Annotated in this window: 20 protein-coding genes and 1 pseudogene; 11 read left to right on the forward strand and 10 right to left on the reverse strand. The window is 65.8% G+C overall.

Translation table 11 applies throughout. The annotated features are described in order from the left end of the window. Positions 1–23 precede the first annotated feature (23 nt). Complete coding sequence (gene arfB / locus U5A57_RS24440) at positions 24–428, forward strand: alternative ribosome rescue aminoacyl-tRNA hydrolase ArfB (RefSeq protein ID WP_321914320.1); 405 nt, start codon at positions 24–26, stop codon at positions 426–428. 39 nt (positions 429–467) lie between these two features. On the opposite strand, the gene U5A57_RS24445 is transcribed toward arfB, so the two are convergent. The 4 genes from U5A57_RS24445 to U5A57_RS24460 form a co-directional block, all read right to left on the reverse strand. Next, positions 468–1,784, reverse strand: coding sequence for an EAL domain-containing protein (locus tag U5A57_RS24445; protein WP_321914215.1), 1,317 nt, complete (start codon positions 1,782–1,784; stop codon positions 468–470). A 278-nt stretch (positions 1,785–2,062) separates the two neighbouring features. Beyond that, positions 2,063–2,323 carry a DNA-binding protein gene (locus U5A57_RS24450; protein ID WP_133184189.1) on the reverse strand — a complete coding sequence of 87 codons (261 nt, stop codon included), beginning with the start codon at positions 2,321–2,323 and terminating at the stop codon, positions 2,063–2,065. Positions 2,324–2,568: 245 nt separating this feature from the next. Beyond that, on the reverse strand, positions 2,569–2,796 hold the full coding sequence (locus U5A57_RS24455; RefSeq protein ID WP_321914217.1) for a hypothetical protein: 228 nt from the start codon (positions 2,794–2,796) through the stop codon (positions 2,569–2,571). 159 nt (positions 2,797–2,955) lie between these two features. Beyond that, complete coding sequence (locus U5A57_RS24460; RefSeq protein ID WP_321914218.1) at positions 2,956–3,678, reverse strand: YdcF family protein; 723 nt, start codon at positions 3,676–3,678, stop codon at positions 2,956–2,958. Positions 3,679–3,963: 285 nt separating this feature from the next. On the opposite strand from U5A57_RS24460, the gene U5A57_RS24465 reads away from it, so the two are divergent. Continuing rightward, on the forward strand, positions 3,964–4,278 hold the full coding sequence (locus tag U5A57_RS24465; RefSeq protein ID WP_321914219.1) for a hypothetical protein: 315 nt from the start codon (positions 3,964–3,966) through the stop codon (positions 4,276–4,278). Between the two features lie 264 nt (positions 4,279–4,542). Here the strand turns inward: U5A57_RS24465 and U5A57_RS24470 are convergent, their stop codons facing one another. Beyond that, positions 4,543–4,848 carry a hypothetical protein gene (locus U5A57_RS24470; protein ID WP_321914220.1) on the reverse strand — a complete coding sequence of 102 codons (306 nt, stop codon included), beginning with the start codon at positions 4,846–4,848 and terminating at the stop codon, positions 4,543–4,545. A 290-nt stretch (positions 4,849–5,138) separates the two neighbouring features. Beyond that, a pseudogene (locus U5A57_RS24475) lies at positions 5,139–5,534 on the reverse strand (transposase); the annotation flags it as partial. Positions 5,535–5,959: 425 nt separating this feature from the next. Here U5A57_RS24475 and U5A57_RS24480 point away from each other — a divergent pair. The 9 genes from U5A57_RS24480 (at position 5,960) to truB (ending at position 18,386) form a co-directional block, all read left to right on the forward strand. Next, complete coding sequence (locus U5A57_RS24480; protein ID WP_321914221.1) at positions 5,960–6,862, forward strand: LysR family transcriptional regulator; 903 nt, start codon at positions 5,960–5,962, stop codon at positions 6,860–6,862. Between the two features lie 95 nt (positions 6,863–6,957). Beyond that, positions 6,958–8,157 (forward strand): pyridoxal phosphate-dependent aminotransferase, encoded by a 1,200-nt coding sequence (locus tag U5A57_RS24485; protein WP_321914222.1) that lies wholly within the window; start codon positions 6,958–6,960, stop codon positions 8,155–8,157. A gap of 339 nt (positions 8,158–8,496) precedes the next feature. Further along, on the forward strand, positions 8,497–9,411 hold the full coding sequence (gene scpB, locus U5A57_RS24490) for an SMC-Scp complex subunit ScpB (RefSeq protein ID WP_321914223.1): 915 nt from the start codon (positions 8,497–8,499) through the stop codon (positions 9,409–9,411). A 62-nt stretch (positions 9,412–9,473) separates the two neighbouring features. Next, positions 9,474–11,246, forward strand: a complete 1,773-nt coding sequence (rluB, locus tag U5A57_RS24495) for a 23S rRNA pseudouridine(2605) synthase RluB (RefSeq protein WP_321914224.1) — start codon at positions 9,474–9,476, stop codon at positions 11,244–11,246. Positions 11,247–11,786: 540 nt separating this feature from the next. Beyond that, positions 11,787–12,245, forward strand: a complete 459-nt coding sequence (gene rimP, locus U5A57_RS24500) for a ribosome maturation factor RimP (RefSeq protein WP_028204813.1) — start codon at positions 11,787–11,789, stop codon at positions 12,243–12,245. Next, the gene (gene nusA, locus U5A57_RS24505; RefSeq protein WP_069267875.1) at positions 12,242–13,717 is read left to right on the forward strand and encodes a transcription termination factor NusA; all 1,476 of its coding nucleotides are present in this window, start codon (positions 12,242–12,244) and stop codon (positions 13,715–13,717) included. The genes rimP and nusA overlap by 4 nt, the downstream gene beginning before the upstream one ends. A gap of 155 nt (positions 13,718–13,872) precedes the next feature. Further along, positions 13,873–16,830 carry a translation initiation factor IF-2 gene (gene infB / locus U5A57_RS24510; protein ID WP_321914225.1) on the forward strand — a complete coding sequence of 986 codons (2,958 nt, stop codon included), beginning with the start codon at positions 13,873–13,875 and terminating at the stop codon, positions 16,828–16,830. Between the two features lie 183 nt (positions 16,831–17,013). Further along, positions 17,014–17,379, forward strand: coding sequence for a 30S ribosome-binding factor RbfA (rbfA, locus tag U5A57_RS24515; RefSeq protein WP_158758004.1), 366 nt, complete (start codon positions 17,014–17,016; stop codon positions 17,377–17,379). 8 nt (positions 17,380–17,387) lie between these two features. After that, positions 17,388–18,386 (forward strand): tRNA pseudouridine(55) synthase TruB, encoded by a 999-nt coding sequence (truB, locus tag U5A57_RS24520; RefSeq protein ID WP_321914226.1) that lies wholly within the window; start codon positions 17,388–17,390, stop codon positions 18,384–18,386. A gap of 105 nt (positions 18,387–18,491) precedes the next feature. Here the strand turns inward: truB and U5A57_RS24525 are convergent, their stop codons facing one another. From U5A57_RS24525 to U5A57_RS24540, 4 genes are all read right to left on the reverse strand, one after another. Beyond that, a complete protein-coding gene (locus U5A57_RS24525) occupies positions 18,492–20,057 on the reverse strand; it encodes a DHA2 family efflux MFS transporter permease subunit (protein WP_321914227.1) in 1,566 nt (521 codons plus the stop codon). Positions 20,058–20,161: 104 nt separating this feature from the next. Continuing rightward, a complete protein-coding gene (locus tag U5A57_RS24530) occupies positions 20,162–21,433 on the reverse strand; it encodes an EmrA/EmrK family multidrug efflux transporter periplasmic adaptor subunit (RefSeq protein WP_321914228.1) in 1,272 nt (423 codons plus the stop codon). 65 nt (positions 21,434–21,498) lie between these two features. Next, positions 21,499–23,100: an efflux transporter outer membrane subunit gene (locus U5A57_RS24535; protein ID WP_321914229.1), complete on the reverse strand. Its 1,602-nt coding sequence runs from the start codon at positions 23,098–23,100 to the stop codon at positions 21,499–21,501. An 89-nt stretch (positions 23,101–23,189) separates the two neighbouring features. Continuing rightward, on the reverse strand, positions 23,190–23,693 hold the full coding sequence (locus tag U5A57_RS24540) for a MarR family winged helix-turn-helix transcriptional regulator (protein WP_321914230.1): 504 nt from the start codon (positions 23,691–23,693) through the stop codon (positions 23,190–23,192). Between the last annotated feature and the right edge of the window lie 223 nt (positions 23,694–23,916).

The raw sequence follows: 23,916 nt of genomic DNA on the forward strand, positions 1-23,916 counted from the left end.
GCGTGTTCACCTTCTCTCCGCCCATGACCGCACGCGCGCCCATCCCGTTGCAGGAAATCGAACTCGTCGCCGTTCGCGCACAGGGCGCGGGCGGCCAGAACGTGAACAAGGTGTCGAGTGCGATTCATCTGCGTTTCGACATCCGCGCCTCGTCGTTGCCCGAGGTGCTCAAGATGCGTCTGCTTGCGCTCGCCGACCGTCGGATCACGACTGAGGGCGTCGTGGTGATCAAGTCGCAGGAATACCGCACCCAGGAACAGAACCGGGTGGCTGCGCTCGCGCGCCTCGAGGAACTGGTCGACAGCGTGAGCGTCACGCGCAAGGCACGCGTGGCGACGCGCCCCACGCGCGCCTCGAAGCTGCGCCGCCTCGACAGCAAGGCGCGCACCGGCGAGCTGAAGGCGGGGCGGCGGCGCGTATCCGAATAGCTGCCAGGACCATGCGGTGCATTGCCGGTTCGCCACGCATTAACCCCGCTCGCTCCAAGGCCGCTCGCGCGGCCCATGCTCGGGCGGAAAGTCCGCGCACAACACGTGCGTCGCGCCGCCATAGTCGAGCGCGATGGCGGCCGTGTAGCAGAGTTCGCCGTCGTTGAGCGAGTAGTGCGGACCCATCACCGCGACCCGGCCGGGCGCGGCGAGCGCGCGCCGGAAGTACTCGCGGCGCGACCAGTTGCTGTCGGTGTCGGGATAGAAAGGCGCGAGGCGCGCGGGCGGCCCGACGCCGGGCATGGCAATCGAAGGCTCGTGCTGCTCGCCATGTTCGTCTGCGCTGAAGACGCGCTGCGCGTGGCTGCCGCCGTCGCCGAAAATGGCCTCGGCGGCCGCTTCGAGCGTTCCGCCGCCCGTGAGCACGCGCGCGCCGCACAGCATGGTGTGTGAGAGCGCGCCGAAATTGACCTGCTCGATGATCTCGGTGCTGCGCTGGTAGTCGGCGAAGCGCCGCCACATCGACTGCGCCAGCGCGGCCGCGGCGGCGCCGGCTTCCGGAATCGAAGCTTGCGGCTCGCCGAACCAGAAGCCCTGCACGAGATCGACATCGGCCTGCATCAATACCATGAGCTGCGACTCGGTCTCGACACCTTCTGCAAGCACCATTGTGCCGGCGTGATGAAGAATTGAGACGAGTTCCGAGATGAATGCCACATGACTCTCGCCGCGGGTCGCGCGCGTGACGAGCGAGCGGTCGAGCTTGACGATGTCGGGCCGATAGCGCCAGACGCGATCGAAATTGGAGAAACCCGCGCCGAAGTCGTCGAGCGCGACGAGGAAATCGCGTCGGCCGGCAGGCGGCCGTTCGTCGACGAAGGAGCTGTACTCGTCGCCGCCGCGCTGCTCGAGCACCTCGATCACCACGCGTTCGCGCGGGAAATCGAAGTGCCGGCACAAGCCGTCGATTGCGGCTTGCGCGGGGTCGGCGGCGCGTGCGCTGCGCGGCAGCGTGTTCAGGAAGATCCAGCCGGTCTCCACGCCTTGCGCGACGAAATTCGCGAGGTGCAGGCAGCGGGCGAGTTCGTCGAGCTGCTGCGCTTCGGCGCCTTCCACCGATGCGAACAGATCCGCTGGGGCGACGGGGTGGCTCGATTCGTCGGTCACGCGCAGCAACGCCTCATAGCCGACCACGCGCTGATGCGTGATCGAGAGCACGGGCTGGAAGGCGCTGTCGAGCGCGTAACCATGCTGCCGCGCGTGCCATTGCGCGCCCCAGCCGGCAGCGCGCGGCTGGAGCTGGGCGAGCAGACTGGCGGCGGCAGCCGCCTTTGCGTTCGACGGATCGTTCGGCATGGCTCGGGACGCGCGGCGACGCGCGCGGTTCGTGAGCGTTCGAACCCGCAGGCTCGTGGGTCGCGCGACTGCCGCTTTTTCGCAGGCGCGCGTCCGACGGCGGTAACCGGCGGGGCCTGTCGTCAAGTGTACGGACTATCGGAAAAAACTGCGCGCACAAGTCGTGCCTGGGATGGCGACGCGATGCGTGCCGATGGAGCGTGGGGAGAGTCGAAAGAGGGCGCCCGCTTCGGGTGCGAGCGCCTTGCGTACCGCCTGCCGGCGGTCCGATTTGCCGCTCAGTGCGCGGTGTCGGGCACGTCGAGAATCAGGATGATGGTCCAGTCCGCGTCGCCTTCGTGATGGTATTGGCGTTCGGCGACGATGAACGGCTGCTGCTTGCCGGCCGGCCCGAGGAACAGCACGTCGCCTTCCATCGGCAGGCATTCGATGGGGGGCAGCGCGAGATACGCGTCCTGGTTGCCGCCGCGCGGCATCAGTTTTTCGATCTTGCGTGAGGCCGCTTCGGTCCATTCGATGTCGAGCTGGATGTTGCTCATTGTGTTTCTCCGCGCGTGGCGCGCACAAAAGGTTGGGTCTACGCCGACCGGGGCGTTTTCGAGGTGCGCGACTTTAGCATACCGCGCCCGCGCGCCGTGGCGGCGGCGATGCGCACGACACCGCAAACGCGGCAGGTGGCGCCGCGAATAAAAAAGCCGATGACGGCAAGACCGGCATCGGCTTCATTCCCGGGAAGGCGCTGCCCGCTTGCGCTGGGCTGCGCGCCGTCTGGCCTTCCCTGTTCTTACTGGGCGGGGGCCTTCTTGTGATGCGGGTGCCCCGGCTTGTGATGCGTCATGGGTGCCGGCGCGGGTGCGGCTTCCTGTTGCTGCTGCAGGGCCTGGGCGCGTTGCAGGACGTCGTCGGCTCTGGCCGGATCGGTGCTCATCGTGATGCCGTTATCCGACTGCGCATGCGCAGCGCCCGCCAGTGCGGAAAGTGAAATCAGGACTGCGAGGGACACTTTTTTCATCTCTACCTCCGAAGGAGCGGTTTATGGACCCAGCCGGTACCTGTCCAAGCAGGATGGACATGCCATTCTAACGATCAAATACTCGCTCCAGATGACATCGCGTAACCCGTTCGCGCGGGAGTTACATCTCGTTACATCTGGCGCCGCGATAAGGTCATACTAGAACCAGCCGATCATCCGATACACATAAAACTGGACAACCCCAATCGATTCGTGGAGCGCCGTTTCGGCGGACTTGAGATTGGCCACGCGCGGAAGCAGCCCGCGCTCGACGCGGCGCACGTTGGATACCGCGGGCAACGGATTCATGTCGAAACGCTGGAAATCGAGCATCGCGCGGCGCATCTGGTACGACGACGTCACGAGCAGGAGCGTTTCATCGTTGCCGGCACGGACGATGGGCGCGACGTTGCGCGCGTTCTGATAAGTCGTGAGGCTCTGGTTTTCGAGCACGAGATCGGTGCCCGGCACACCGGCGCGCAGCAGATAGGGCGCGTAGTTGTCGGCCTCGGCGCTCGCATGGTGCTCCGGGTTGCCGCCACTCACGATCACGCGGCATGTGCCGCCCGCGCGCGCGCACAGCGCGTGCAGTTCGGCGGCAAGGGCAATGCGTGCGTACACGTCGCGGGCGGGGACCAGTTGGCCATCGCGGGATTCGGTGCCGCCGCCCAGCATGATGATGGCGGTGCGCGCACCGAAGCGCGCCGGGCCGATTTTCGCCTGATCGTAGGGAGTGCGATATAACGCCGGCTGCGCAACATCGAGCAGCACCCCGGTGAGCCAGCCGGTGGCGAGCAACCAGAAGACCAGTGCCCCGCAGGCTGCGACACGCCAGCGCGCGTTGCGCCACAGCAGGCCGAGCGCAATAAATAGCGCAAACAAAACGATTAGAATCAATTTGGATGAGGTAACGTATTGTTTTCGGGAAAATGCGCGTCCAACCGACCTTTGCGCCGCGAACGTGGCGCGGCGTTGGCCGTGCGGGAAGCGGTGAAGCCGCTTTCACGGGGGCCCGGATAACCTGCAGTCCCTGCCGCTGCTCAGCGCGCGGATGGGCGCGTGGGCCCGCCAGGGCACAGACTGCGCCGTTCTCAGGTCCGCATTGCGCCGCTGCCGGTTCGCGCGAGGCTCAATGATCGCAGGACTGCATTTTAAGAAAGAAGTGAGATGACCACGTATTCCAACGAAGCAGTACTCGAAGCGCTACGGCGGGTGCAGTATCGGCAGGTTCCGTGGGCGCGTCGTCCTGAAGTGTTCCAGTATTTGCGCGATCTCGGCATGATGGACATCGTCCGGCAACGCACGGTTGCGCCGGCGCCGGGCTTCCATGCGCCGGTCGATATCGCGGTGCTCACCGATCGCGGCCGCGCCGAATTCGCCCGGCTCGCACGCGACGAGCGCACGCTACAGTGGAGCGCGCATCGCGTGGCCGACTACGTCGCGCAGCGCGTGCCCCAATCCGGCCTCGAAGCCAGCCAGTAAGTACTCTACCTTCTTCGTCCCGCCAAAAAAAAGCCCGCATCGAAAGATACGGGCTTACCGGAATTACTGCTGCCACGCTGTGCTTGATGGCATAAAGGTAGACCGCAGGTCAGGCGCGGTGGTTCCCCGGGGCAGGGTATATGCTGAGCCGCGGCGTTCCAGGGCGGTCTTGCCGCCTTCCGTGATCGCCGATGCTCTTTCATCGGTCCCGTCGGTCCCGGCGGTCGTCCCTACGGTTCCCTCAATGGTGTTTCGCTAGCCGGCTCACTGCCGCCGCGTCGGTTCCTGCCTCTGTGGCGCGCTGCGGCGGGCATTGTCCGCAATGTCGCCGCGTAAATCGCCACGAGGCACCGGCGGCTTGCCCGCGTTCGGACCAGGCGCTGCGGGCGGCTGGGCGTGGGCGCCGGTGCGCGACACCGGCCATGGCGGTGCCGAGGCATGCGGCGGTTGCGCAGCGACGCTGAACGACACGAACGACGCCGTTGGCGCGAACAGGGCAAAGAGGGCGAGGGGGGCGAGCGCGGACAGCGAAACCATGATGCCCCGGATGTGCAGGTTCATGGATTTCATGGTGGTTCCCCGTCAATCCGGTTTCTTGACGTTAATGGACATGGTCCTAAGCTAACGTCGGAAGCGAAAGCGCGCTGTAAATATTGGTAAAGAGATGTATCGCGCGGTGCCTATCGCTTTGTTGCGGACGCAGCGATGCTCAACGCAGTCTGGTTGAGCCGTGCAGGCGCGGCGGTTTTGGCCCAGGACCGGAAAACGGTCTGCGACGGCCGCGACGTGCGCCAGGGGTGGGAGAAAAACACGCCGGGTGCATGAGGCACCCGGCGGGAAAGCAAGTGAAGCGTGGCTCAGGCCATCTTGACCGGTGCGCGCCACGATTCCGGGTTGGTCCAGAACGCGCCACGCAGGCGATCGCGGCTCGGCGGTGCGGGCGGCTTGGTCGCCGTGGCGCCGATACGGCCGCGCAGCGAAATTTCGCGGCCGTTCGTGCTCAGTCGCTTGACGATTTCCGCCAGCGTACCGTCTGCCTGCCACTCGTCGAAACGGCGGCGGCAAGTCGGCGGCGAGGGGTAGCGGCCCGGCAGCTTGGACCAGCCTTCACCCGTCGAAAGCACCCAGAGCACCGCGTTGACCACAGCACGCGCTTCGACGCGAGGCCGTCCGCGCCGTTCGCTCCGTGCCGGTTCAGCACAGAACAACGCCTCGACCAGCGCCCATTCGTTGTCTCTCAAATCGTCGAACAGCATCATGTTTCACCTCAGCGAAGCTATCTCCGGTGCGCTGCCCCGCGCTGCGCACTCTTCATGTACTCCCGGCCGGATGCCGGAGTACCAGGCGGGCCCGGCTGGATCGTCCCGGACTGCATGCTTCCGGTACATCCATCGAACCTGTGCGTGCCTTAATGCGAAAACCGTGCCAGCACGTACGTTCTCGTCTTGAAGCCGCGTGGCGCCAAGCCCGCGCGGGAGATTGCCAGGGGCGTATAAGACTCGAAAACACTTATCGAAGAAATCGGGAGAATCACCAATCTTGTGCAAGCAGGCCCGTCCACCGTGCGTTTGCGCCGTATTGCTGCACTGCGGCGAATAGTCGGGGGCGTCATGTTGTTACCCGTAACAGTGCGCAGCCGACATAAAATTGCATGAAAACGAACAATTCATGAGGCGAGTGGATGAATGTGACGCTGCGGCAGTTGCGAGTGTTCATCGAGGTTGCCCGGCTGCAGAGCTTTAGCCGGGCAGGGGACGAAATCGGGCTCACGCAGTCGGCGGTGAGCCGTTGCGTGCGCGAGCTCGAAGCCGAGATTGGCGTGAAGCTCGTCGATCGGACCACGCGCGAGGTGCAGCTCACGGATGTGGGCGCGAACCTGATCGCGAGCATTCCACGGTTGCTCAACGATCTGGACGACGCCTTGCGCGAAATTCGCGAGATTGGCGAGCAGCGGCGCGGCCGCGTCGTCGTGGCGGCGAGCCCGACGGTCGCGTGCCGCTTGATGCCGCAGGTCGTGGCCGCGTGCGGGCGGCAGTTTCCTTACATTACGCTTGGATTGCGCGACGACGTGCAGAGCGACGTCGTCCGCAAGATCCGCTCGGGCGAGGTGGACTTCGGCGTCATCATCGGGCCCTTTGTCGCTGAAGATCTGGAAACGGAGTGTCTGACTACGGACTCGTTCTGTGTGGTCGTGCGCGGCGATCACGCGCTCGCGCTAAGCCAGGAAGTCTCGTGGAAGGAACTGGACGGCGAACGCCTCGTGATGCTCGACTACGCCTCGGGCAGCCGCCCGCTGATCGACGCCGTGATGAGCGAGCAGGGCGTGCGCGCCCGGGTGGTGCAGGAGCTGGGCCACCCCGCCACGGTATTCGGCCTTGTCGAGGCGGGCGTGGGCATCAGCGTGCTGCCCTGGCTCGCGCTGCCCGTTCCGGCGGGCGCGCCCTTGCTCGCGCGCCCGCTTGTGCCGCGCGCAGAGCGCACCGTCGAGCTGGTGCGGCGGCGCGACCGCTCGCTTTCGCCGGCCGCCGAGGCGGTGTGGACGCTGATCCGTCAACTGGCCGGACAGCCCGAAGCGCAGCACTGAGACCACCGCGCCGGCGCTTGCGGGCGCGGACCGCACGGCGCCCGGCCGCGCGCTACACTTCACGTTTTCCCACATTCTGCAAGCCCGAACCTCCGATGAGCGATCTCGATCCGTCGTCCTCCGTCTCCCTGCCGCGCGAAGCGGTGCGTGCGTTGCGCTCGTCGCAGATCCGCGAAGTGGCGAACGCCGGGTTCGGCGTTCCCGACGTGCTGCCGTTCTGGTTCGGCGAGTCCGACCGCGTGACGCCGCCGTTCATCCGCGAGGCGGCTGCCGAGGCGCTCGGGCGCGGCGACACGTTTTACACGCACAACCTCGGTATCGCGCCGCTGCGCGAATCGCTCGCGCGCTACGTGAGCGAACTGCACGGCGCAACGCCGGTGGACAACCTCGCGGTGACGAGCGCCGGCGTCAATGCGCTGATGCTGGCGGCGCAACTCGTCGTGGGCGCGGGCGATCGGGTGGTGGCAGTGACCCCGCTGTGGCCGAACCTCGTCGAAATTCCGAAGATTCTTGGCGCCACGGTCGAGACGGTCTCGCTCGGCTACGGCGAGCACGGCTGGACGCTCGATCTCGACCGGCTGCTGGCGGCGCTCACGCCCGACACGCGCATGCTCATGATCAACTCGCCGAACAACCCGACGGGCTGGGTGATGACGCGCGAACAACAGCGCGCGGTGCTCGAGCATTGCCGACGCCTCGGCATCTGGATCGTCGCCGACGAGGTCTACGAGCGCCTTTATTACGGCGACGCGAATGAGCGCACCGCGCCCTCGTTCCTTGACATCGCGTCGCGAGAAGAGCGGCTGATCTGCGTGAATTCGTTCTCGAAGGCCTGGCTCATGACCGGCTGGCGGCTCGGCTGGATGGTCGTGCCGCGCACCTTGACCGACGATCTCGGCAAGCTGGTCGAGTACAACACCTCGTGCGCACCTTCGTTCGTGCAGCAGGCGGGCATTGCCGCGGTCGAGCACGGCGAGCCGTTCACGCGTGCGCTCGTGGCCGATCTGCGCGCCTCGCGCGACCACCTCGCCGCGGCGCTTGCCAAGCTGCCTGGCGTCGATGTGAAAGTGCCGCACGGCGCGATGTACCTGTTTTTCCGGCTGGCGGGCGCGCAGAACAGCCTCGAGCTGTGCAAGGCGCTGGTGCGCGACGCGGGCCTCGGACTCGCGCCGGGCAGCGCGTTCGGCCCACAAGGCGAAGGCTTCGTGCGCTGGTGCTACGCGTGCGATCCGGCGCGGCTCGACGCGGGCGTCGAGCGCCTCGCGCGTTACCTGGAGGCGGTGGGAGCGCATTGAGCCGTAGCGCGGGAGCGCGCCGGGCCGGTGTCGCGCGAGGGAGCGCAAGGCAGCGGCCCGGCCCCGGTTAAAATGAGGCCGCTCATGCGGAATGGCGTCTTTACGCACCCAGCGTTTTTGCGTAATATGGCGCTCAGTCAAGCGATTCCCTGCGGGAAATTCGCGGCTCCCTCCGGCTGGGTCTGGCTCTTTGCCTGAATTTCGGCCCCCCGGTGCGTGCTCCCATCAATATGACCGATCAGAATCGGGCGAGCGCGTCTCCAGTTCCATATCGTCTTTCGTCTGTCTGATCCGGTTCCTTGAACCTGATTTACCTTACTTAGGGTCTGACCTGGCTGCATGAATACCCAAGAGGCGAAAATCGTCCTCGAGACTGCATTGATCTGCACGCAGGAGCCGTTGAAGATCGGCGAACTGCGCAAACTGTTTGCCGACGACATTTCGGCCGACACGGTCCGCAACCTGCTCGAAGACCTGCGGCATGAATGGTCCGGGCGCGGCGTCGAGCTGGTGGGGCTCGCGTCGGGCTGGCGCTTTCAGAGCAAGCCGGCCATGCGGACGTACCTTGACCGGTTGCACCCCGAAAAGCCGCCGCGCTATTCGCGCGCGGTCCTCGAAACGCTCGCGATCATCGCGTACCGGCAGCCGGTCACGCGCGGCGACATCGAGGAAATTCGTGGCGTCACGGTCAATACGCAGGTCGTCAAACAGCTCGAGGACCGTAACTGGATCGAAGTGATCGGTCATCGTGACGTGCCGGGACGTCCGGCGCTCTATGCAACGACGCGGGAGTTTCTCGACGATCTCGGACTGAAGTCGCTCGACGAGCTGCCGCCGCTCGACGATCCGTCGAGCCAGTTCGGCGAGCAACTGCTTGCCCAGCACGCGATCGAGTTTCCCGATAGCGCCGCAGCGCAGTTCGTCGCGGAAGGTCAGCCCGAGGCGGCCGACGCTGACGCCGCAGGCGCGGAAGATGCGGGAGCGACGACAGTAGCCGGGGGCGAAACGCACGAAACGCAAGCTGCGCACGAGGTGGCAGGCGCAAACGTTGCGTACGCAGCCGACGCCTCGGGCGACGCGGGACATGGCGAAACAAGCCTCGCGCAGCACGGGTCAATCCCGGATGCTCACGTGCAGGATGCCGCGCACGCAGCAGATGCGGCGGGCGAAGAAGAACACGAAGACCGCCGCGACGCGGCGCAGGACGACCCCGTCTCGACGACGGACGACGAAGCCGCACGACGCGGCATCTGAAGCAACAAGCATTTTTGACGCGCCCCGCAAGCGGGCGCGCAACCTGACATTTTGAGGTTGTTTTGACTGATATCCACGACACCGATTCGACCGACGCGTCCGAATCCGCTCGCCGCGCGTCCTCCGCGCGCGACGATGACACGCGCGCTTCGCAGGTCGAAGGCGAAGCACAGGGCGGCGAGGGCGAAGATCGTCCGCGCCGTGGTCTGCGCCGCGGGCCGCGCAGCCTGATCGCGCGCCGCCGAGCAGGCGCGAAGGCGAAGGCCGCTGAAGGCGCGGAGGGCGCCGACGTGTCCGCAGCGCCTGACGCCGAGCCGCCGCAAGCGACAGCTGAGCGCGCTCCCGCCGGGCGCGCGCCGCGCAAGGAAGGCGGCGCGAAGAAGGCGGGCCGCGGCCAGAACGCCGGTGGCGCCGGCCGGGGCGAGCGTCAAGGCGAGCGTCAGGCCGAGCGTCAGCAAGGCGCGGGCAAGCGCCAGAAGGGCCAGGGCCGCACCGAAGGCCAGCCGGCTGCCGCCACGGGCGAGTCCACACCGGACGATCTGTTCCTCTATGTGACTTCGCCGGCGTTCGACGCCGACAACGGCGCCGGTTCGGGCGTGCGCGCACCGATGCTGCGCCGCGGCCGAGCCCAGCAGCCCAAGCGCGTGCTGAGCCCCGACGACGACGCGCCGAAGCTGCACAAAGTGCTGGCGGACGCGGGCATGGGCTCGCGCCGCGACATGGAAGAGCTGATCATTGCCGGGCGCGTCTCGGTGAACGGCGAGCCGGCGCACATCGGCCAGCGCATCCTGCCGACCGACCAGGTCCGCATCAACGGCAAGCCTATCAAGCGCAAGCTGCAGAACAAGCCGCCGCGCGTGCTGATCTATCACAAGCCGACTGGCGAAATCGTGAGCCACGCCGATCCGGAAGGCCGCCCGTCGGTGTTCGACCGCCTGCCGCCGATGAAGACGGCGAAATGGCTTGCTGTCGGCCGTCTGGACTTCAACACCGAAGGTCTGCTGATGCTGACGACCTCGGGCGATCTGGCGAACCGCTTCATGCACCCGCGCTACAGCGTGGAGCGCGAGTACGCAGTACGTGTGGTCGGCGAACTGAGCGAGGGGATGCGCCAGAAACTGCTCAAGGGCGTCGAACTCGAGGACGGCCCGGCAAGCTTCCTGCGCATTCGCGATGGCGGCGGCGAAGGCACGAATCACTGGTACCACGTTGCGCTGGCCGAAGGCCGTAACCGCGAAGTGCGGCGTATGTTCGAGGCGGCCGGCCTGATGGTGAGCCGCCTGATCCGCACGCGTCACGGCCCGATCGCGCTGCCCAAGGGCCTCAAGCGCGGTCGCTGGGAAGAGCTCGAAGACAACCAGGTGCGCGCGCTGATGGCGGCGGTCGGCCTGAAGGCCCCGAGCGAAGAGAAGGGCGGTCGTGGCGGCAAGGAGCAGGAACGTCGCCAGCCGGATCCGATGCAGACGTCCATGGGCTTCATCAACCGCGAGCCGGTGCTGAGCTCGCACGGTGCAATGGGGCAGCCGCGTCAGGGCCAGGGACGGCGCGGCGCGACGGGCGGCTTTGGCGGCGGCGCAGGTACCGGTCACGGCAACTTCGGCGCGGGCTCCGGTTTCGGCGGCCGTGGCGGCAACCGCGCGGGCGGCCGCGACGTCGACGGCAACCGTGCTCCGGGCGCGGCGGGCAAGCGTGCGGGCGGCAGCGCCAACGCCAACGGCAATCGCCGCAGCGGCCCGGGCAACGGCGGCAATGCCAATCCCAACGGCAACCGCACGGGCGGCAACAACCGTGGCGGCCAGCGCGGCACGCCGCGCAACCGCACACGCGGCCATTAATTCGCGAGGCATGCGACGCCCGGCCGCGCCAGGCGGTGGGCGTCGCGGCCATGCAACGGCCGCGATGCGTGCGGTATGCGCAGTCGCTGCCTTTTCAGTTGTGCGCGGTTAATGCGTAAAACGCCGGCAAATCCCCCTTGCGAGCCCGTAAATAACGGCAAAAGGCGCCTCTGGCTTGACCGTGGGTTTGCGTTAATGTGCAAAAAAGGCTAGAATCACAAAGTCGCTGGGCGTGCGGCTCTTTTACGTGCTGTAATTCGCGCCCCAGGTGCGACCACCTGGCTAAGTGAGAAGATGGGCGTTTCGCCCATTTTTTTTTGGTTCGCCCCAATTGGTTACCAACAGATGCCGACGTTTCACGTTCGGCATTGTCAATTTGGGGGTTATCCGAACCATGCGCCGGGTCGTTCGTCATCGTGGGGCAAGTAGGTGAGAAGCGCGCGCGCTCACCTGGCGCGCGGCCCGCGAATCCCTAGCGAAGCAAGAATTAGAGCGAAGGAAGTTGCTGGCCCGCTGCGCAGAACATCTGGAGTGGGCATTGTGCAACTGACGGAACTGATTGAAACCACGGTCACCGGGCTCGGTTACGAGCTGGTCGACCTCGAGCGCACCGGGCGCGGCATGCTGACTATCTTCATCGATCAGCCCGCGGGGATCGCGATCGAGGACTGCGAGAAGGTCACGCGTCAGCTGCAGCACGTTCTGACGGTCGAGAACATCGACTACGAGCGGCTCGAGGTTTCGTCGCCCGGTCTCGACCGTCCGCTGAAAAAACTGGCGGACTTCGAACGCTTCGCAGGCTGCGAAGCGGTAATCACGTTGAAAAAGCCATTGGACGGACGGAAATCGTACCGGGGCATCGTGCATGCTCCCGAAGGCGAATCCATCGGTCTGGAATTCGAAGGGAAGGCGGGTCCTGCGATGCTTGATTTCACGCTCGCAGATATCGACAAAGCACGCCTTGTCCCCAAAGTTGACTTTAGGAGCCGCAAACAATGAGTCGCGAAGTGTTGATGCTGGTGGATGCGCTGGCACGCGAGAAGAATGTCGACAAGGACGTGGTGTTCGCCGCCCTTGAAGCGGCGCTTGCGTCGGCCTCCAAGAAACTCTTCGACGAGGATGCGGATATCCGCGTGCATATCGATCGCGAAAGCGGCGAGCACGAAACGTTCCGTCGCTGGCGCGTCGTGCCGGACGAGGCGGGCCTGCAGGAGCCGGACCAGGAAATCCTGCTGTTCGAAGCACGCGAACAGGACCCGGAAGCGCAGATCGACGGTTTCGTCGAGCAGCCGGTGCCTTCGGTCGAGTTCGGCCGTATCGGCGCGCAGGCCGCCAAGCAGGTCATCCTGCAGAAGGTGCGCGACGCCGAGCGCGAGCAGATCCTGAACGACTTCCTCGAGCGCGGCGAAAGCATCATGACCGGCACGGTCAAGCGCATGGACAAGGGCAACTTCATCGTCGAATCCGGCCGTGTGGAAGCGCTGCTGCGCCGCGACCAGCTGATTCCGAAGGAAAACCTGCGCGTGGGCGACCGCGTGCGTGCCTGGATTGGCAAGGTCGACCGCACCGCCCGCGGCCCGCAGATCGAACTCTCGCGCACGGCGCCCGAGTTCCTGATGAAGCTGTTCGAAATGGAAGTGCCCGAAATCGAACAGGGCCTCCTCGAGATCAAGGCGGCGGCGCGTGATCCGGGCGTGCGCGCCAAGATCGGCGTGGTGGCCTATGACAAGCGCATCGACCCGATCGGCACCTGCGTCGGCATCCGCGGCTCGCGTGTGCAGGCCGTGCGCAACGAGCTCGGTGGCGAAAACGTCGACATCGTGCTATGGTCGGAAGATCCCGCACAGTTCGTGATCGGCGCGCTCGCGCCGGCTGCCGTGCAGTCGATCGTCGTCGACGAGGAAAAGCACTCGATGGACGTCGTGGTCGACGAGAGCGAACTCGCGGTCGCGATTGGCCGTAGTGGCCAGAACGTGCGTCTCGCCAGCGAGCTGACCGGCTGGCAAATCAATATCATGACGCCGGACGAATCCGCGCAAAAGCAGAATCAGGAGCGCACGGTGCTGCGCGACCTGTTCATGGCGCGTCTCGACGTGGATGAAGAAGTCGCCGACATCCTGATCGACGAAGGCTTCACGAGCCTCGAAGAGATCGCCTACGTGCCGCTCAACGAAATGCTGGAAATCGAGGCGTTCGACGAGGACACCGTGCACGAGCTGCGCAACCGCGCTCGCGACGCACTGCTCACGCAGGCGATTGCGAACGAGGAGAAGGTGGAAAGCGCCGCGCTGGACCTGAAGAGTCTGGACGGTATCGACCCGGACCTGCTCGCGAAACTGGCGCAGCATGAAGTTCACACCCGCGACGAGCTCGCCGAGCTGGCCGTGGACGAGCTGGTCGAAATGACGGGAATGGAAGAGGACGCCGCCAAGGCGTTGATCATGAAGGCACGCGAGCACTGGTTCCAGTGACCCGGTAACGGGAAACGACCCCAGGGCGCGACGAGCAGGAAGCGACCATGACCCACTGATCTGATCGCGGCGGAGCCTTGCAGGAAGCAAGGCACCCAAGGCCGCATGACCCGATGTCAACCGCAAGGAATCGGTCCTTGCATTAAGAGGAATGAATGGCGAGTAACAACGTAGCCCAATTTGCCGCGGAACTGAAGATGCCTGCCGGCGTGCTGCTGGAGCAGCTGCAGGCGGCGGGCGTCACGAAAGCGAGCGAAGCCGACTCCTTGTCCGAAACGGACAAGGCGCGTCTGCTCGACCACTTGCGCAAGTCTCACGGCTCGACTGATGCAGACAAGCGCAAGATCACGCTGACGAAACGGCATACGTCGGAAATCAAGCAGTCCGATTCGACGGGTAAGGCTCGCACCATTCAGGTCGAGGTGCGCAAGAAGCGCACGTTCGTCCGCCGCGACGAGTCCGCCGGTGAGGCGGAGGCATCGAATCATGCCGCCGACGCAGCCGCTGCCGCCGAAGAGGCGGAGCTGCAGCGCCGCGAGGAAGAAGCGCGCCGCGAGGCAGAACTGCTCGAGCGTCAGGCCTTGGAGCTCAAGGAGCGCCAGGAACTGCTCGCGCGTGAAGAGTCCGAGCGCCGCGCGCGTGAAGAGGCCGCCGAGGCCGAGCGCCGCCGTGCCGAAGAAGAAGCTGCAAAGAAGAAGGCAGCGGCCGACGCCGCCGCTCGCGAACTGGCCGCTCAGGCCGTGGCCGCGCAGCGTAATGCCGAAGCGGAAGCCAAAGAAGTGAAGCAACAGCAGGACCAGCAGGAAGAACAGCGCGCCGCAGCCGAGCGCGCCGCGCAACGCGAAGCGGCCCAGAAGGCCGAAGTCGCCGCACGCGAAGCCGCCGAAAAGGCGCAGAAAGAACAGGACGAGATCGCTCGCCGCCGTGCGGCTGCCGAAGCCGAAGCGCGCGCGATTCGCGAAATGATGAACACGCCGCGCAAGGCGCAGGTGAAGGCGCCCGAGCCGCCCAAGCCGGTCGAGCCGCCCAAGCCCGCTGAGGCCAAGGGCACGCTGCACAAGCCGGCGCGTCCGGAAGGTGCGCCGGCGCGTCCGGCCGGCGGTGCAGGCGCCGCGGCGAAGAAGCCGGCCACGACGGCCGCGCCTTCGACGAGCGCGCCGGGTGCAGGCGCGGGCGACCGCAACAAGAAGCCGGGCGCAGGCAAGGGCGGCTGGCAGGACGACGCGGCCAAGCGCCGTGGCATCAAGACGCGCGGCGACTCGTCGGGCGGCGTGGATCGCGGCTGGCGCGGTGGCCCGAAGGGCCGTGGCCGTCACCAGGACGCTTCGACGTTCCAGGCGCCGACCGAGCCGATCGTGCGTGAAGTGCATGTACCGGAAACCATCACGGTGGCCGACCTCGCGCACAAGATGTCCGTGAAGGCATCGGAAGTCATCAAGGCGATGATGAAGATGGGCCAGATGGTCACCATCAACCAGATGCTCGACCAGGAAACGGCGATGATCATCGTCGAGGAACTCGGCCACCGTGCGGTTGCCGCGAAGCTCGACGATCCGGAAGCGCTGCTGGTCGAAGGCCAGGCCACGGGTACGGACGCAGAGCAACTGCCGCGTCCGCCGGTCGTCACCGTCATGGGTCACGTCGACCACGGCAAGACCTCGCTGCTCGACTACATCCGCCGCGCCAAGGTTGCAGCGGGCGAAGCCGGCGGCATTACGCAGCACATCGGCGCATACCACGTCGAAACGCCGCGTGGCGTCATCACGTTCCTCGACACGCCGGGTCACGAGGCCTTTACGGCCATGCGTGCTCGTGGTGCGAAGGCAACCGACATCGTCATTCTGGTGGTCGCGGCCGACGACGGCGTGATGCCGCAGACGAAGGAAGCGATCTCGCACGCGAAGGCTGCGGGCGTGCCGCTCGTCGTGGCGATCAACAAGATCGACAAGCCCGATGCGAACCCCGAGCGCGTGAAGCAGGAGCTCGTGGCGGAAGGCGTCGTGCCGGAAGAGTACGGCGGCGACTCGCCGTTCGTGCCGGTGTCGGCGAAGACCGGCGCGGGCATCGACGATCTGCTCGAAAACGTGCTGCTGCAAGCCGAAGTGCTGGAACTGAAGGCACCGGTCGAAGCACCGGCCAAGGGCATCGTCATTGAAGCGAAGCTCGACAAGGGCAAGGGTCCGGTTGCCACGATTCTCGTCCAGTCGGGTACGCTTAATCGCGGCGACGTCGTACTGGCAGGTAGCGCCTACGGCCGCGTGCGCGCCATGCTCGACGAAACGGGCAAGCCCACGAAGGAAGCCGGCCCGTCGATCCCGGTCGAAATTCAGGGTCTCTCGGAAGTGCCGGGCGCGGGCGAAGAAGTCATCGTGCTGCCGGACGATCGCAAGGCGCGTGAAATCGCCATGTTCCGTCAAGGCAAGTTCCGCGACGTCAAGCTCGCGAAGCAGCAGGCCGCGAAGCTCGAAAACATGCTCGAGCAGATGGGCGAGGGCGAAGTGCAGAACCTGCCGCTCATCGTCAAGGCGGACGTGCAGGGTTCGCAGGAAGCGCTGGTGCAATCGCTGCTCAAACTGTCGACCAGCGAAGTGCGCGTGCAGATCGTGCACAGCGCGGTCGGTGCGATCAGCGAGTCGGACGTCAACCTGGCAACGGCTTCGAAGGCGGTCATCATCGGCTTCAATACGCGTGCAGATGCGCAGGCGCGTAAGGTGGCCGAGGCGAACGGCATCGACATCCGCTACTACAACATCATCTATGACGCAGTGGATGAGGTGAAGGCGGCGATGTCCGGCATGCTCGCGCCGGAGAAGCGCGAGACGGTGACGGGTATGGCCGAGGTGCGTCAGGTGATCCGCGTGCCGAAGGTCGGCCTGATCGCGGGTTGTATGATCACGGACGGTTTCGTCAAGCGTTCGTCGTCGGTGCGCGTGATTCGCAACAACGTGGTCATCCATACCGGCGAACTCGACTCGCTCAAGCGCTTCAAGGACGACGTCAAGGAAGTCAAGCAAGGCTTCGAGTGCGGTATGTCGATCAAGAACTTCAACGACATCGTCGAAGGCGACCAGTTCGAAGTGTTCGAGATCACCGAAGTCGCGCGTACGCTGTAATACAGCGACGCCTGCGGGCCGGCCTTCGGGCGGCTCGCTTGCCGCGGTTCGCCGCGGGTTTGCCGATAACGGGCGGGGCAGGCGCTGGCCAGCCCCGCCCGTTTTGTTTTTGTGCGGCCGTGTGTGCGCCGTTATGGACGCAACGCCGCCTGAATGCCTCGTAGATCAAGAGGTGGAACCATCATGCCGAAAAAACGTACCTCCCCGAATCGCAACGTGCAGATCGCGGACCAGATCCAGCGTGATCTGTCTGAGCTGATGCGCGAAGTGAAGGACCCGCGAGTCGGGCTCGTGACGATCCAGAGCGTGGAACTCACGCCCGACTACGCGCACGCCAAGGTCTACTTCACGACCCTCACGGGCGACCCGAAGACCACGCAGGAAGCGCTCAACCACGCCGCCGGCCACCTGCACAACCAGCTCTTCAAGCGCCTGCACATTCATACGGTGCCGACGCTGCATTTCCACTATGACCAGTCGGTCGAGAAGGGTGTCGAGATGTCGCGCCTCATCGACGAGGCGAACGCGACGCGCGCGAAGGACGACTGACGCGGGCAATGACTGCATCATCGAAACAGAATCAGGGCGCGCCGCGACCTGACGCGGCCCGACCTAAGGCGGCCCCACCCAAGGTGCCGCGCCGCCTGCTAGACGGCGTGCTGCTGCTCGACAAGCCCGTTGGCCTCTCCAGCAACGACGCGCTGATTCGCGCGAAGCGGCTTTATCGCGTGAAGAAGGCAGGCCACACCGGCACGCTCGATCCGCTCGCGTCGGGCTTGCTGCCGCTGTGCTTTGGCGAAGCGACCAAGTTTTCGCAGGATCTGCTCGAAGCCGACAAGACGTATGAAGCGACCATGCGCCTCGGCATTCGCACGGCAACGGGCGACGCCGAAGGCGAGGCGGTCGAAACGCGCGAGGTCGCCTGCGACGAAGCCGCAGTGCGTGAAGCGATGGCGCGCTTTCTCGGCGACATCGTGCAGGTGCCGCCCATGTATTCGGCGCTCAAGCGCGACGGCAAGCCGCTCTACGAATACGCGCGTGCGGGGCAGACGGTCGAGCGCGAAGGGCGCGAGGTAAAGATTCTTGCGCTGGAGATGATCGCATGCGCGCTTCCCGAGACGCCTGAGGTCACGTTTCGCGTGACGTGCAGCAAGGGCACGTACGTCCGCACGCTGGCCGAGGATATCGGCGAGGCGCTGGGCTGCGGTGCGCATCTCGTGATGCTGCGGCGTACGGGTGTGGGCGCGCTCACGCTCGAGCATGCGGTGACGCTCGAAGCGCTCACCGCCGCTGACGAGCCCGAGCGCGACACCTGGCTGCAACCTGTCGACGCGCTGCTTTCCACGTTTCCCGCCTTGACGCTCAATGAAGAGGCGGCGCGCCGCTTCATGCACGGCCAGCGCCTGCCGCTCAACGAGCTGGTGCTCGATCGCGCGGCTTGCGAAGCGGCCGAACGCGTGCGTGTGTATGCGGAAGATGGGCGCTTGCTCGGCGTGGCGAAGGCCGCGAACGGCGTGCTTGCGCCGGAGCGGCTGGTCGTGAGCGGCGCGGCCTGAGCGAACTCGAATCGCGCCTCGGGCGCACCAACAAAAACGGCACGCCGGTGAACAACCGGACGTGCCGTTTTGCTATGGACAGCGGCAAGCGCTAACGCATGAGCCTCAATGCGCCGCCGAAGCCGCCGCACCCGCGTCCGCACCGCCTGAACGTTCGGGCCGCGTGATCCAGATGAGCGCGATCAGCACGATGAAAATCACCGAGGAAATCCAGAACAGATCGTTCACACCGAGTTGCGCGGCCTGCTGCGAGAGCATCCGGTCGAAGAGCCCGTGCGCCTGGGAAGGATCGAGACCTGCGCCCTGGAACTGCTGCATCGACTGGTTGAAGACCGGATTGGTCGGCGTTGCCACTTCGGTCAGGCGTGCATGGTGAAACGTCGTGCGGTGATCCCACGCCGTTTCGAAGATCGAGGTGCCGATACCGCCGCACATGATCCGCACGAAGTTCGACAGGCCCGAGGCCGCCGGAATGCGATGGCCCGGCAGACCCGAAAGCGTGATCGACACGAGCGGAATGAAGAGGCCCGCCATGCCGATGCCCTGGATCAGCGTAGGCAGCGTGAGCGCCCAGGTGTCCACGCCCGTGGTGTAGCGCGAACGCATCCAGAAGCACAGCGCGAACACGATGAACGCCGTGGTCGCGATATAGCGCGGGTCGGTGCGCGGCAGGATCTTCCCCGTGATCGGCGAAAGCAGAATCGCGAAGAAGCCCACCGGCGCCATCACGAGACCCGCGTCGGTGGCGGTGTAGCCGATGTCGGTCTGCAGCCACAGCGGCAGTAGCACGAGGTTGCCGAAATACAGGCCGTAGCCCACCGAAAGCGCGATCGTGCCGCCCGTGAAATTGCGCCGCGCGAACAGTGACAGGTCGACCACGGGGTGATCGGCGGTCAGCTCCCATACCACGAAGAAAGCAAATGCGATGATCGCGGTGAGCGCGAGCACGACGACCGTGGTCGACGAGAACCAGTCGAGGTCCTTGCCCTTGTCGAGCATCACCTGCAGCGAGCCCACCCAGATGATGAGCAGCGCGAGACCCACGCCGTCGATCGGCGCCTTCTTCACGACCGAATCGCGGTTGCGGAAGATCGCCCACGTCGCGAACGCGGCCACGATGCCGACCGGGATGTTCACGTAGAAGATCCACGGCCACGAGATGTTGTCGGAGATCCAGCCGCCGAGAATCGGACCGGCCACCGGCGCGATCAGTGTGGTCATCGACCACATCGAGAGCGCCATGGGCGCCTTCGCGCGCGGATAGCTCGCGAGCAGCAGCGTTTGCGAAAGCGGGATCATCGGGCCGGCCACGGCGCCTTGCAGCACGCGCGAGGCGAGCAGGAAGGGTAGCGTGGGCGCGAGCCCGCACAGCCACGACGAGATCACGAACAGGATGATCGACGCCATGAAGAGGCGTACCTGGCCGACACGGTCGGTGAGCCAGCCCGTGAGCGGCACTGAGATCGCGTTGGCCACCGCGAACGAGGTGATGACCCACGTGCCCTGGTCCGACGACACGCCGAGGTCGCCCGAGATCGACGGGATCGACACGTTCGCGATCGAGGTGTCGAGCACGTTCATGAACACCGCGAGCGACACCGCGATCGTGCCGATCACGAGTTGCGCGCCCTGCAGCGGGGGATGCGCGACGGGTTGTTGTGGTGCTGCCATTGCGTCCTTTCCTGTTGACCTGTTGGCGGGCACGCGAAACGAAGCGGCGCGGGCTGAGGATCAGCCCGCGCCGGTGTTTGCGAGTGCTTTTAGCAGGGCTTCAATCAGCCTTTTGCGCCGGCTTTCGCCGCATGAGCGGACGACACCTGCGCCTTGGCGGCTGCGTTGCCGCTCGCGCTGTTGCCCGCGTTGCTGGCTGCCTTGTGCGCATTCGGGCCGGCGTTTTCGGCGATGATGCGCGCGATCTCCGCATCGGCTTCTGCGCCGTACTTGGCGAACACATCGGTCTCGTACACGGTGTTCTGCGCGTTGCCGAGCTGCGTGCCCGAATCGTTGCGGATGTTCACGTCCACCTGCATCGAGAGGCCGATACGCAGCGGATGCTTCTGGAGGTCTTCCGGATCGAGCGAGATACGCACCGGCAGACGCTGCACCACCTTGATCCAGTTACCCGTGGCGTTCTGCGCGGGCAAGAGCGAGAACGCCGAACCCGTGCCCGCCGAGAAGCCCACCACCTTGCCGTGATAGACCACCGACGAGCCATACACGTCGGCCGTCATTTCGACCGCCTGGCCGATGCGCATGTGCTTGAGCTGCACTTCCTTGAAGTTGGCGTCGACCCACAGCGAGTTCAGCGGCACCACCGACATGAGCGGATTGCCCGGCGAGACGCGCTGGCCCACCTGCACCGTGCGCTTGGCCACGTAGCCGGTGACCGGCGCGGGCAGCGTGTTGCGTGCGTTCGCCAGATAGGCGTCGCGCACCTTGGCGGCGGCGGCTTCCACGTTCGGGTGATTGGCAATCGTCGTGTTCGCGGTCAGCGCGCGGTTCGCGGCGAGCTGCTGCTGGGCGGCTTCGAGCGCGGCTTCGGCGCTGCGCACGGCGTCGCGGGCGTGCGAAATCTCTTCCTGCGAGACGGCGCCGGTCTGCGCGACCTGCATGCGGCGGCGCAGGTCGTCCTGCGCGCGCGAGAGGTCGGCCTGGCGAACCGCGACTTGCGCTTCGTACTGGCTGTCGTCGGCGAAGAGGCCGCGCACCTGGCGTACTGTTTGCGCGAGTTGCGCCTCAGTCTGCTCGAGCGTGACGCGCGCGTCGGCCGGGTCGAGCAGCACGAGCGGGTCGCCGACGTTCACGGTTTGGGTGTCGTCCGCTTTCAGTGCGATCACCGTGCCGGTGACCTGCGGCGTGATCTGCACGACGTTGCCGTTCACATAGGCGTCGTCCGTGCTTTCGGTAAAGCGCGCGACGAGGAAGTAGTAGAGGCCGTAGGCAACGGCTGCAATCACGATCACGAGGACAAGCAGCGTCATCATGCGCTTGCGCTTGCCGCTGTTCGCGTTCGGCTGCGGGGCCGCCGGCTGCTGGGGGGTGCTCATGGAAGGATCTCCGGATGCTTGCGTGCTGTTCGTTCAGTTTTTGATGTTCGTGTGCTGCCTGGCGCTCAATTCGGCGTGGGCGCGGCGTTTGCCGCGCTCGTCGATGCCGCCGCGTTCTGCGGCGAGCGCGTACCGCGCCACGGTGCGCCGTTCACGTCGCTTTGGCCGCGTGCTTCGCTGCCGACTTCGGCCGGCGGCGTGAGCCCCGCGCCTTGCGCTTCGAAGCCGCCGCCAAGCGACTTGATGAGCGCCATCTGCTGGTCGCGGCGCTGCGCCTTCAGGTTCGACACCGTCTGCTCCGCAGCGAGGCGGTTCTGGTCGGCGGTGAGCACCTGAAGCTGCTCGGAGAGACCCGCCTTGTAGCGGATCACGGCGAGCTGCCAGGCTTTGGTCGAAGCGTCGAGCGCGCGATCCGCGTCCACGAGCTGCTTGTCGGCCGAGCGGATCGTCGACACGTCGGTCGCCACGTCCTGGAACGCGCCGATGAGCGTCTGGTTGTAGTTCGCCACATCGAGCTCGAAGTCGGCGTAGCGGCCCTTCAGCTGCGCACGCAGCGCGCCCGCGTCGAAGAGCGGCAGATGCACGGCCGGCCCGAACTGCGCCTGCCGGCTCGTGAAGTTCAGGAATTTGCCCCAGCCGAACGCATCGAAGCCGAAACCGGCCGCGAGGTTCACGTCGGGGTAGAACTCGGCCTTGGCTTCCTTGACGTCGTGCATCGCGGCTTCGACTTGCCAGCGCGCGGCGACGATGTCGGGGCGGCGCGCGAGCAGGTCGGCGGGCAGATTGTCGGGCAGCGCGACGTTGGCAACCGGATTGAGCACCGGCTGCGCGATCTGCAGGCCGCGGTCCGGGCCCTTGCCGAGCAGCGCGCCGAGCTGGTAGCGCGTCGTTTCGATCTGGCCGTCGATTTGCGAGAGGTTGGCCTGGCTCGTCGCGATGTTGCCGTTCGCCGTCTGCTTCTCGACGTTGGTGTCGAGCCCCGCCACCACGCGGCCGTTCGTGATCGTGCCGATGGTCTTGCGGTTGTCGATCTCGTGCACGGCGATGGCGCGCAGCTCATAAAGCTGGGCGAGCTGGTTGTACGTGCGCGCGACCGAGGAGGCGAGCGTGATGCGCGCCTGCTGCATGTCCGCCTCGGCGGCGCGCTGCGCGGACACGGCTTGCGCGAGGCGCTGGCGGTTCTTGCCCCAGAGGTCCAGATCCCACGAGGCGCTGGCGAGCACGTTGTTCTCGCTATACCAGGTGCCGCCGTACGGGGGCGGAAAAAGGGCGTTGGCCGAGTACAGCTCGCGGGTCCACGAATAGCTCAGGTTGGCCTTCGGAAAGAGCGCCGAGCGCGAGGTTTCGATGTACGACGAAGCCTTGGCCAGGCGCGCCTGCGCCTGAGCGATGGTCGGGCTGCCTTCGAGCGCCTCGTCGATCAGCTTGGGCAGTTGCGGGTCGCCGAACTGGTTCGCCCAGTCGAGCGAGGGCCACTGGCCGCCTTGCGCCGGAATGCTTTGCGAGCTTTCGAACTGCTGCGGCTGATCGATGGCCTTGTCGCTCTTGATGCCGATGTAGTTCGCGCAACCCGAAAGGGCGAGCGCCGCGACCGCGGCGGCGACCGCCGCCCGGCAGGACAGCGCCCGCACGGCCGGAACTGGCGCAAACTCGGTTTGGGATTTCATTGCTCGTCTCGATGCGTGAGAGTGTGTGGTGATACTGGACGATGCAGCTATTTTCTTGTTCGGCGATTTCAAATTTGCTTGCCCCGTCATCAATTCTCGGGCGAATTCGGGCTCGAATTCTGGCTAGCTTCGCAGCTATTCGAAAGAATCCGTCGCAACATGCTCTTCAGGAAACCGACCTCCTCAGGCGTGAATCCGGCTGAGAGATGCTCCGTGACGCTGCGGAAAATCGCCGGCATGCGCGCGGCGATGGCAAGGCCTTCGGGCGTGAGCGCGAGGCGCACCGCACGGCGGTCTTCGGAGCTGCGCACGCGCTTCAGGAGCCCGCGCTTCTCCAGCCGGTCGACGAGCCGCGTGACGGCGCTCGCGTCGATGCCGTACTCGCGGGCGAGTTCGGCGGCGAGCGTGCATTTGCCGGTCGCCACCATGAACAGGATGCTGGCCTGCTGGCTCGTTACGCCGAGTTCGGCAACGGCGCGCTGGGTGACCATGTTCGACATCGTCGATTTCACCCGCGAGATCAGGTAGCCGACGCTCTCGCCAAGGTCGTAGTCGCGAACTTCGGGCGGGGGCGTGGGAGTCGGATCCGTCATGAGATTCTGCTGCGACTGCAATGGTTGACCAGGCAGGAATTATAGGGGCGGTTAGTTGACGCGGCAAGGTTTATTCTGCCTTTGCCGAGAAACCTTTGCGGAGTAGGGGCTTAATCCGGCCCCGCGGGCATGGGAAAATGCGGGGCCGGCGGCGCGCCGGTTCCGCGGGTTTCTCTCATCGCATGCGTTGCGCGGGTGCGACGCTGGCCAACCCGATCCAGGG

Source organism: Paraburkholderia sp. J11-2 (genome assembly GCF_905220185.1).
Lineage (GTDB): Bacteria > Pseudomonadota > Gammaproteobacteria > Burkholderiales > Burkholderiaceae > Paraburkholderia.

What these genes read in the sequence shown, in the direction of transcription:
- arfB (WP_321914320.1), top strand. Translation starts at nt 24, where the DNA reads ATGACCGCACGCGCGCCCATCCCGTTGCAGGAAATCGAACTCGTCGCC.
- U5A57_RS24445 (WP_321914215.1), bottom strand. Translation starts at nt 1,784, where the DNA reads ATGCCGAACGATCCGTCGAACGCAAAGGCGGCTGCCGCCGCCAGTCTG.
- U5A57_RS24450 (WP_133184189.1), bottom strand. Translation starts at nt 2,323, where the DNA reads ATGAGCAACATCCAGCTCGACATCGAATGGACCGAAGCGGCCTCACGC.
- U5A57_RS24455 (WP_321914217.1), bottom strand. Translation starts at nt 2,796, where the DNA reads ATGAAAAAAGTGTCCCTCGCAGTCCTGATTTCACTTTCCGCACTGGCG.
- U5A57_RS24465 (WP_321914219.1), top strand. Translation starts at nt 3,964, where the DNA reads ATGACCACGTATTCCAACGAAGCAGTACTCGAAGCGCTACGGCGGGTG.
- U5A57_RS24470 (WP_321914220.1), bottom strand. Translation starts at nt 4,848, where the DNA reads ATGAAATCCATGAACCTGCACATCCGGGGCATCATGGTTTCGCTGTCC.
- U5A57_RS24480 (WP_321914221.1), top strand. Translation starts at nt 5,960, where the DNA reads ATGAATGTGACGCTGCGGCAGTTGCGAGTGTTCATCGAGGTTGCCCGG.
- U5A57_RS24485 (WP_321914222.1), top strand. Translation starts at nt 6,958, where the DNA reads ATGAGCGATCTCGATCCGTCGTCCTCCGTCTCCCTGCCGCGCGAAGCG.
- scpB (WP_321914223.1), top strand. Translation starts at nt 8,497, where the DNA reads ATGAATACCCAAGAGGCGAAAATCGTCCTCGAGACTGCATTGATCTGC.
- nusA (WP_069267875.1), top strand. Translation starts at nt 12,242, where the DNA reads ATGAGTCGCGAAGTGTTGATGCTGGTGGATGCGCTGGCACGCGAGAAG.
- infB (WP_321914225.1), top strand. Translation starts at nt 13,873, where the DNA reads ATGGCGAGTAACAACGTAGCCCAATTTGCCGCGGAACTGAAGATGCCT.
- rbfA (WP_158758004.1), top strand. Translation starts at nt 17,014, where the DNA reads ATGCCGAAAAAACGTACCTCCCCGAATCGCAACGTGCAGATCGCGGAC.
- truB (WP_321914226.1), top strand. Translation starts at nt 17,388, where the DNA reads ATGACTGCATCATCGAAACAGAATCAGGGCGCGCCGCGACCTGACGCG.
- U5A57_RS24525 (WP_321914227.1), bottom strand. Translation starts at nt 20,057, where the DNA reads ATGGCAGCACCACAACAACCCGTCGCGCATCCCCCGCTGCAGGGCGCG.
- U5A57_RS24530 (WP_321914228.1), bottom strand. Translation starts at nt 21,433, where the DNA reads ATGAGCACCCCCCAGCAGCCGGCGGCCCCGCAGCCGAACGCGAACAGC.
- U5A57_RS24535 (WP_321914229.1), bottom strand. Translation starts at nt 23,100, where the DNA reads ATGAAATCCCAAACCGAGTTTGCGCCAGTTCCGGCCGTGCGGGCGCTG.
- U5A57_RS24540 (WP_321914230.1), bottom strand. Translation starts at nt 23,693, where the DNA reads ATGACGGATCCGACTCCCACGCCCCCGCCCGAAGTTCGCGACTACGAC.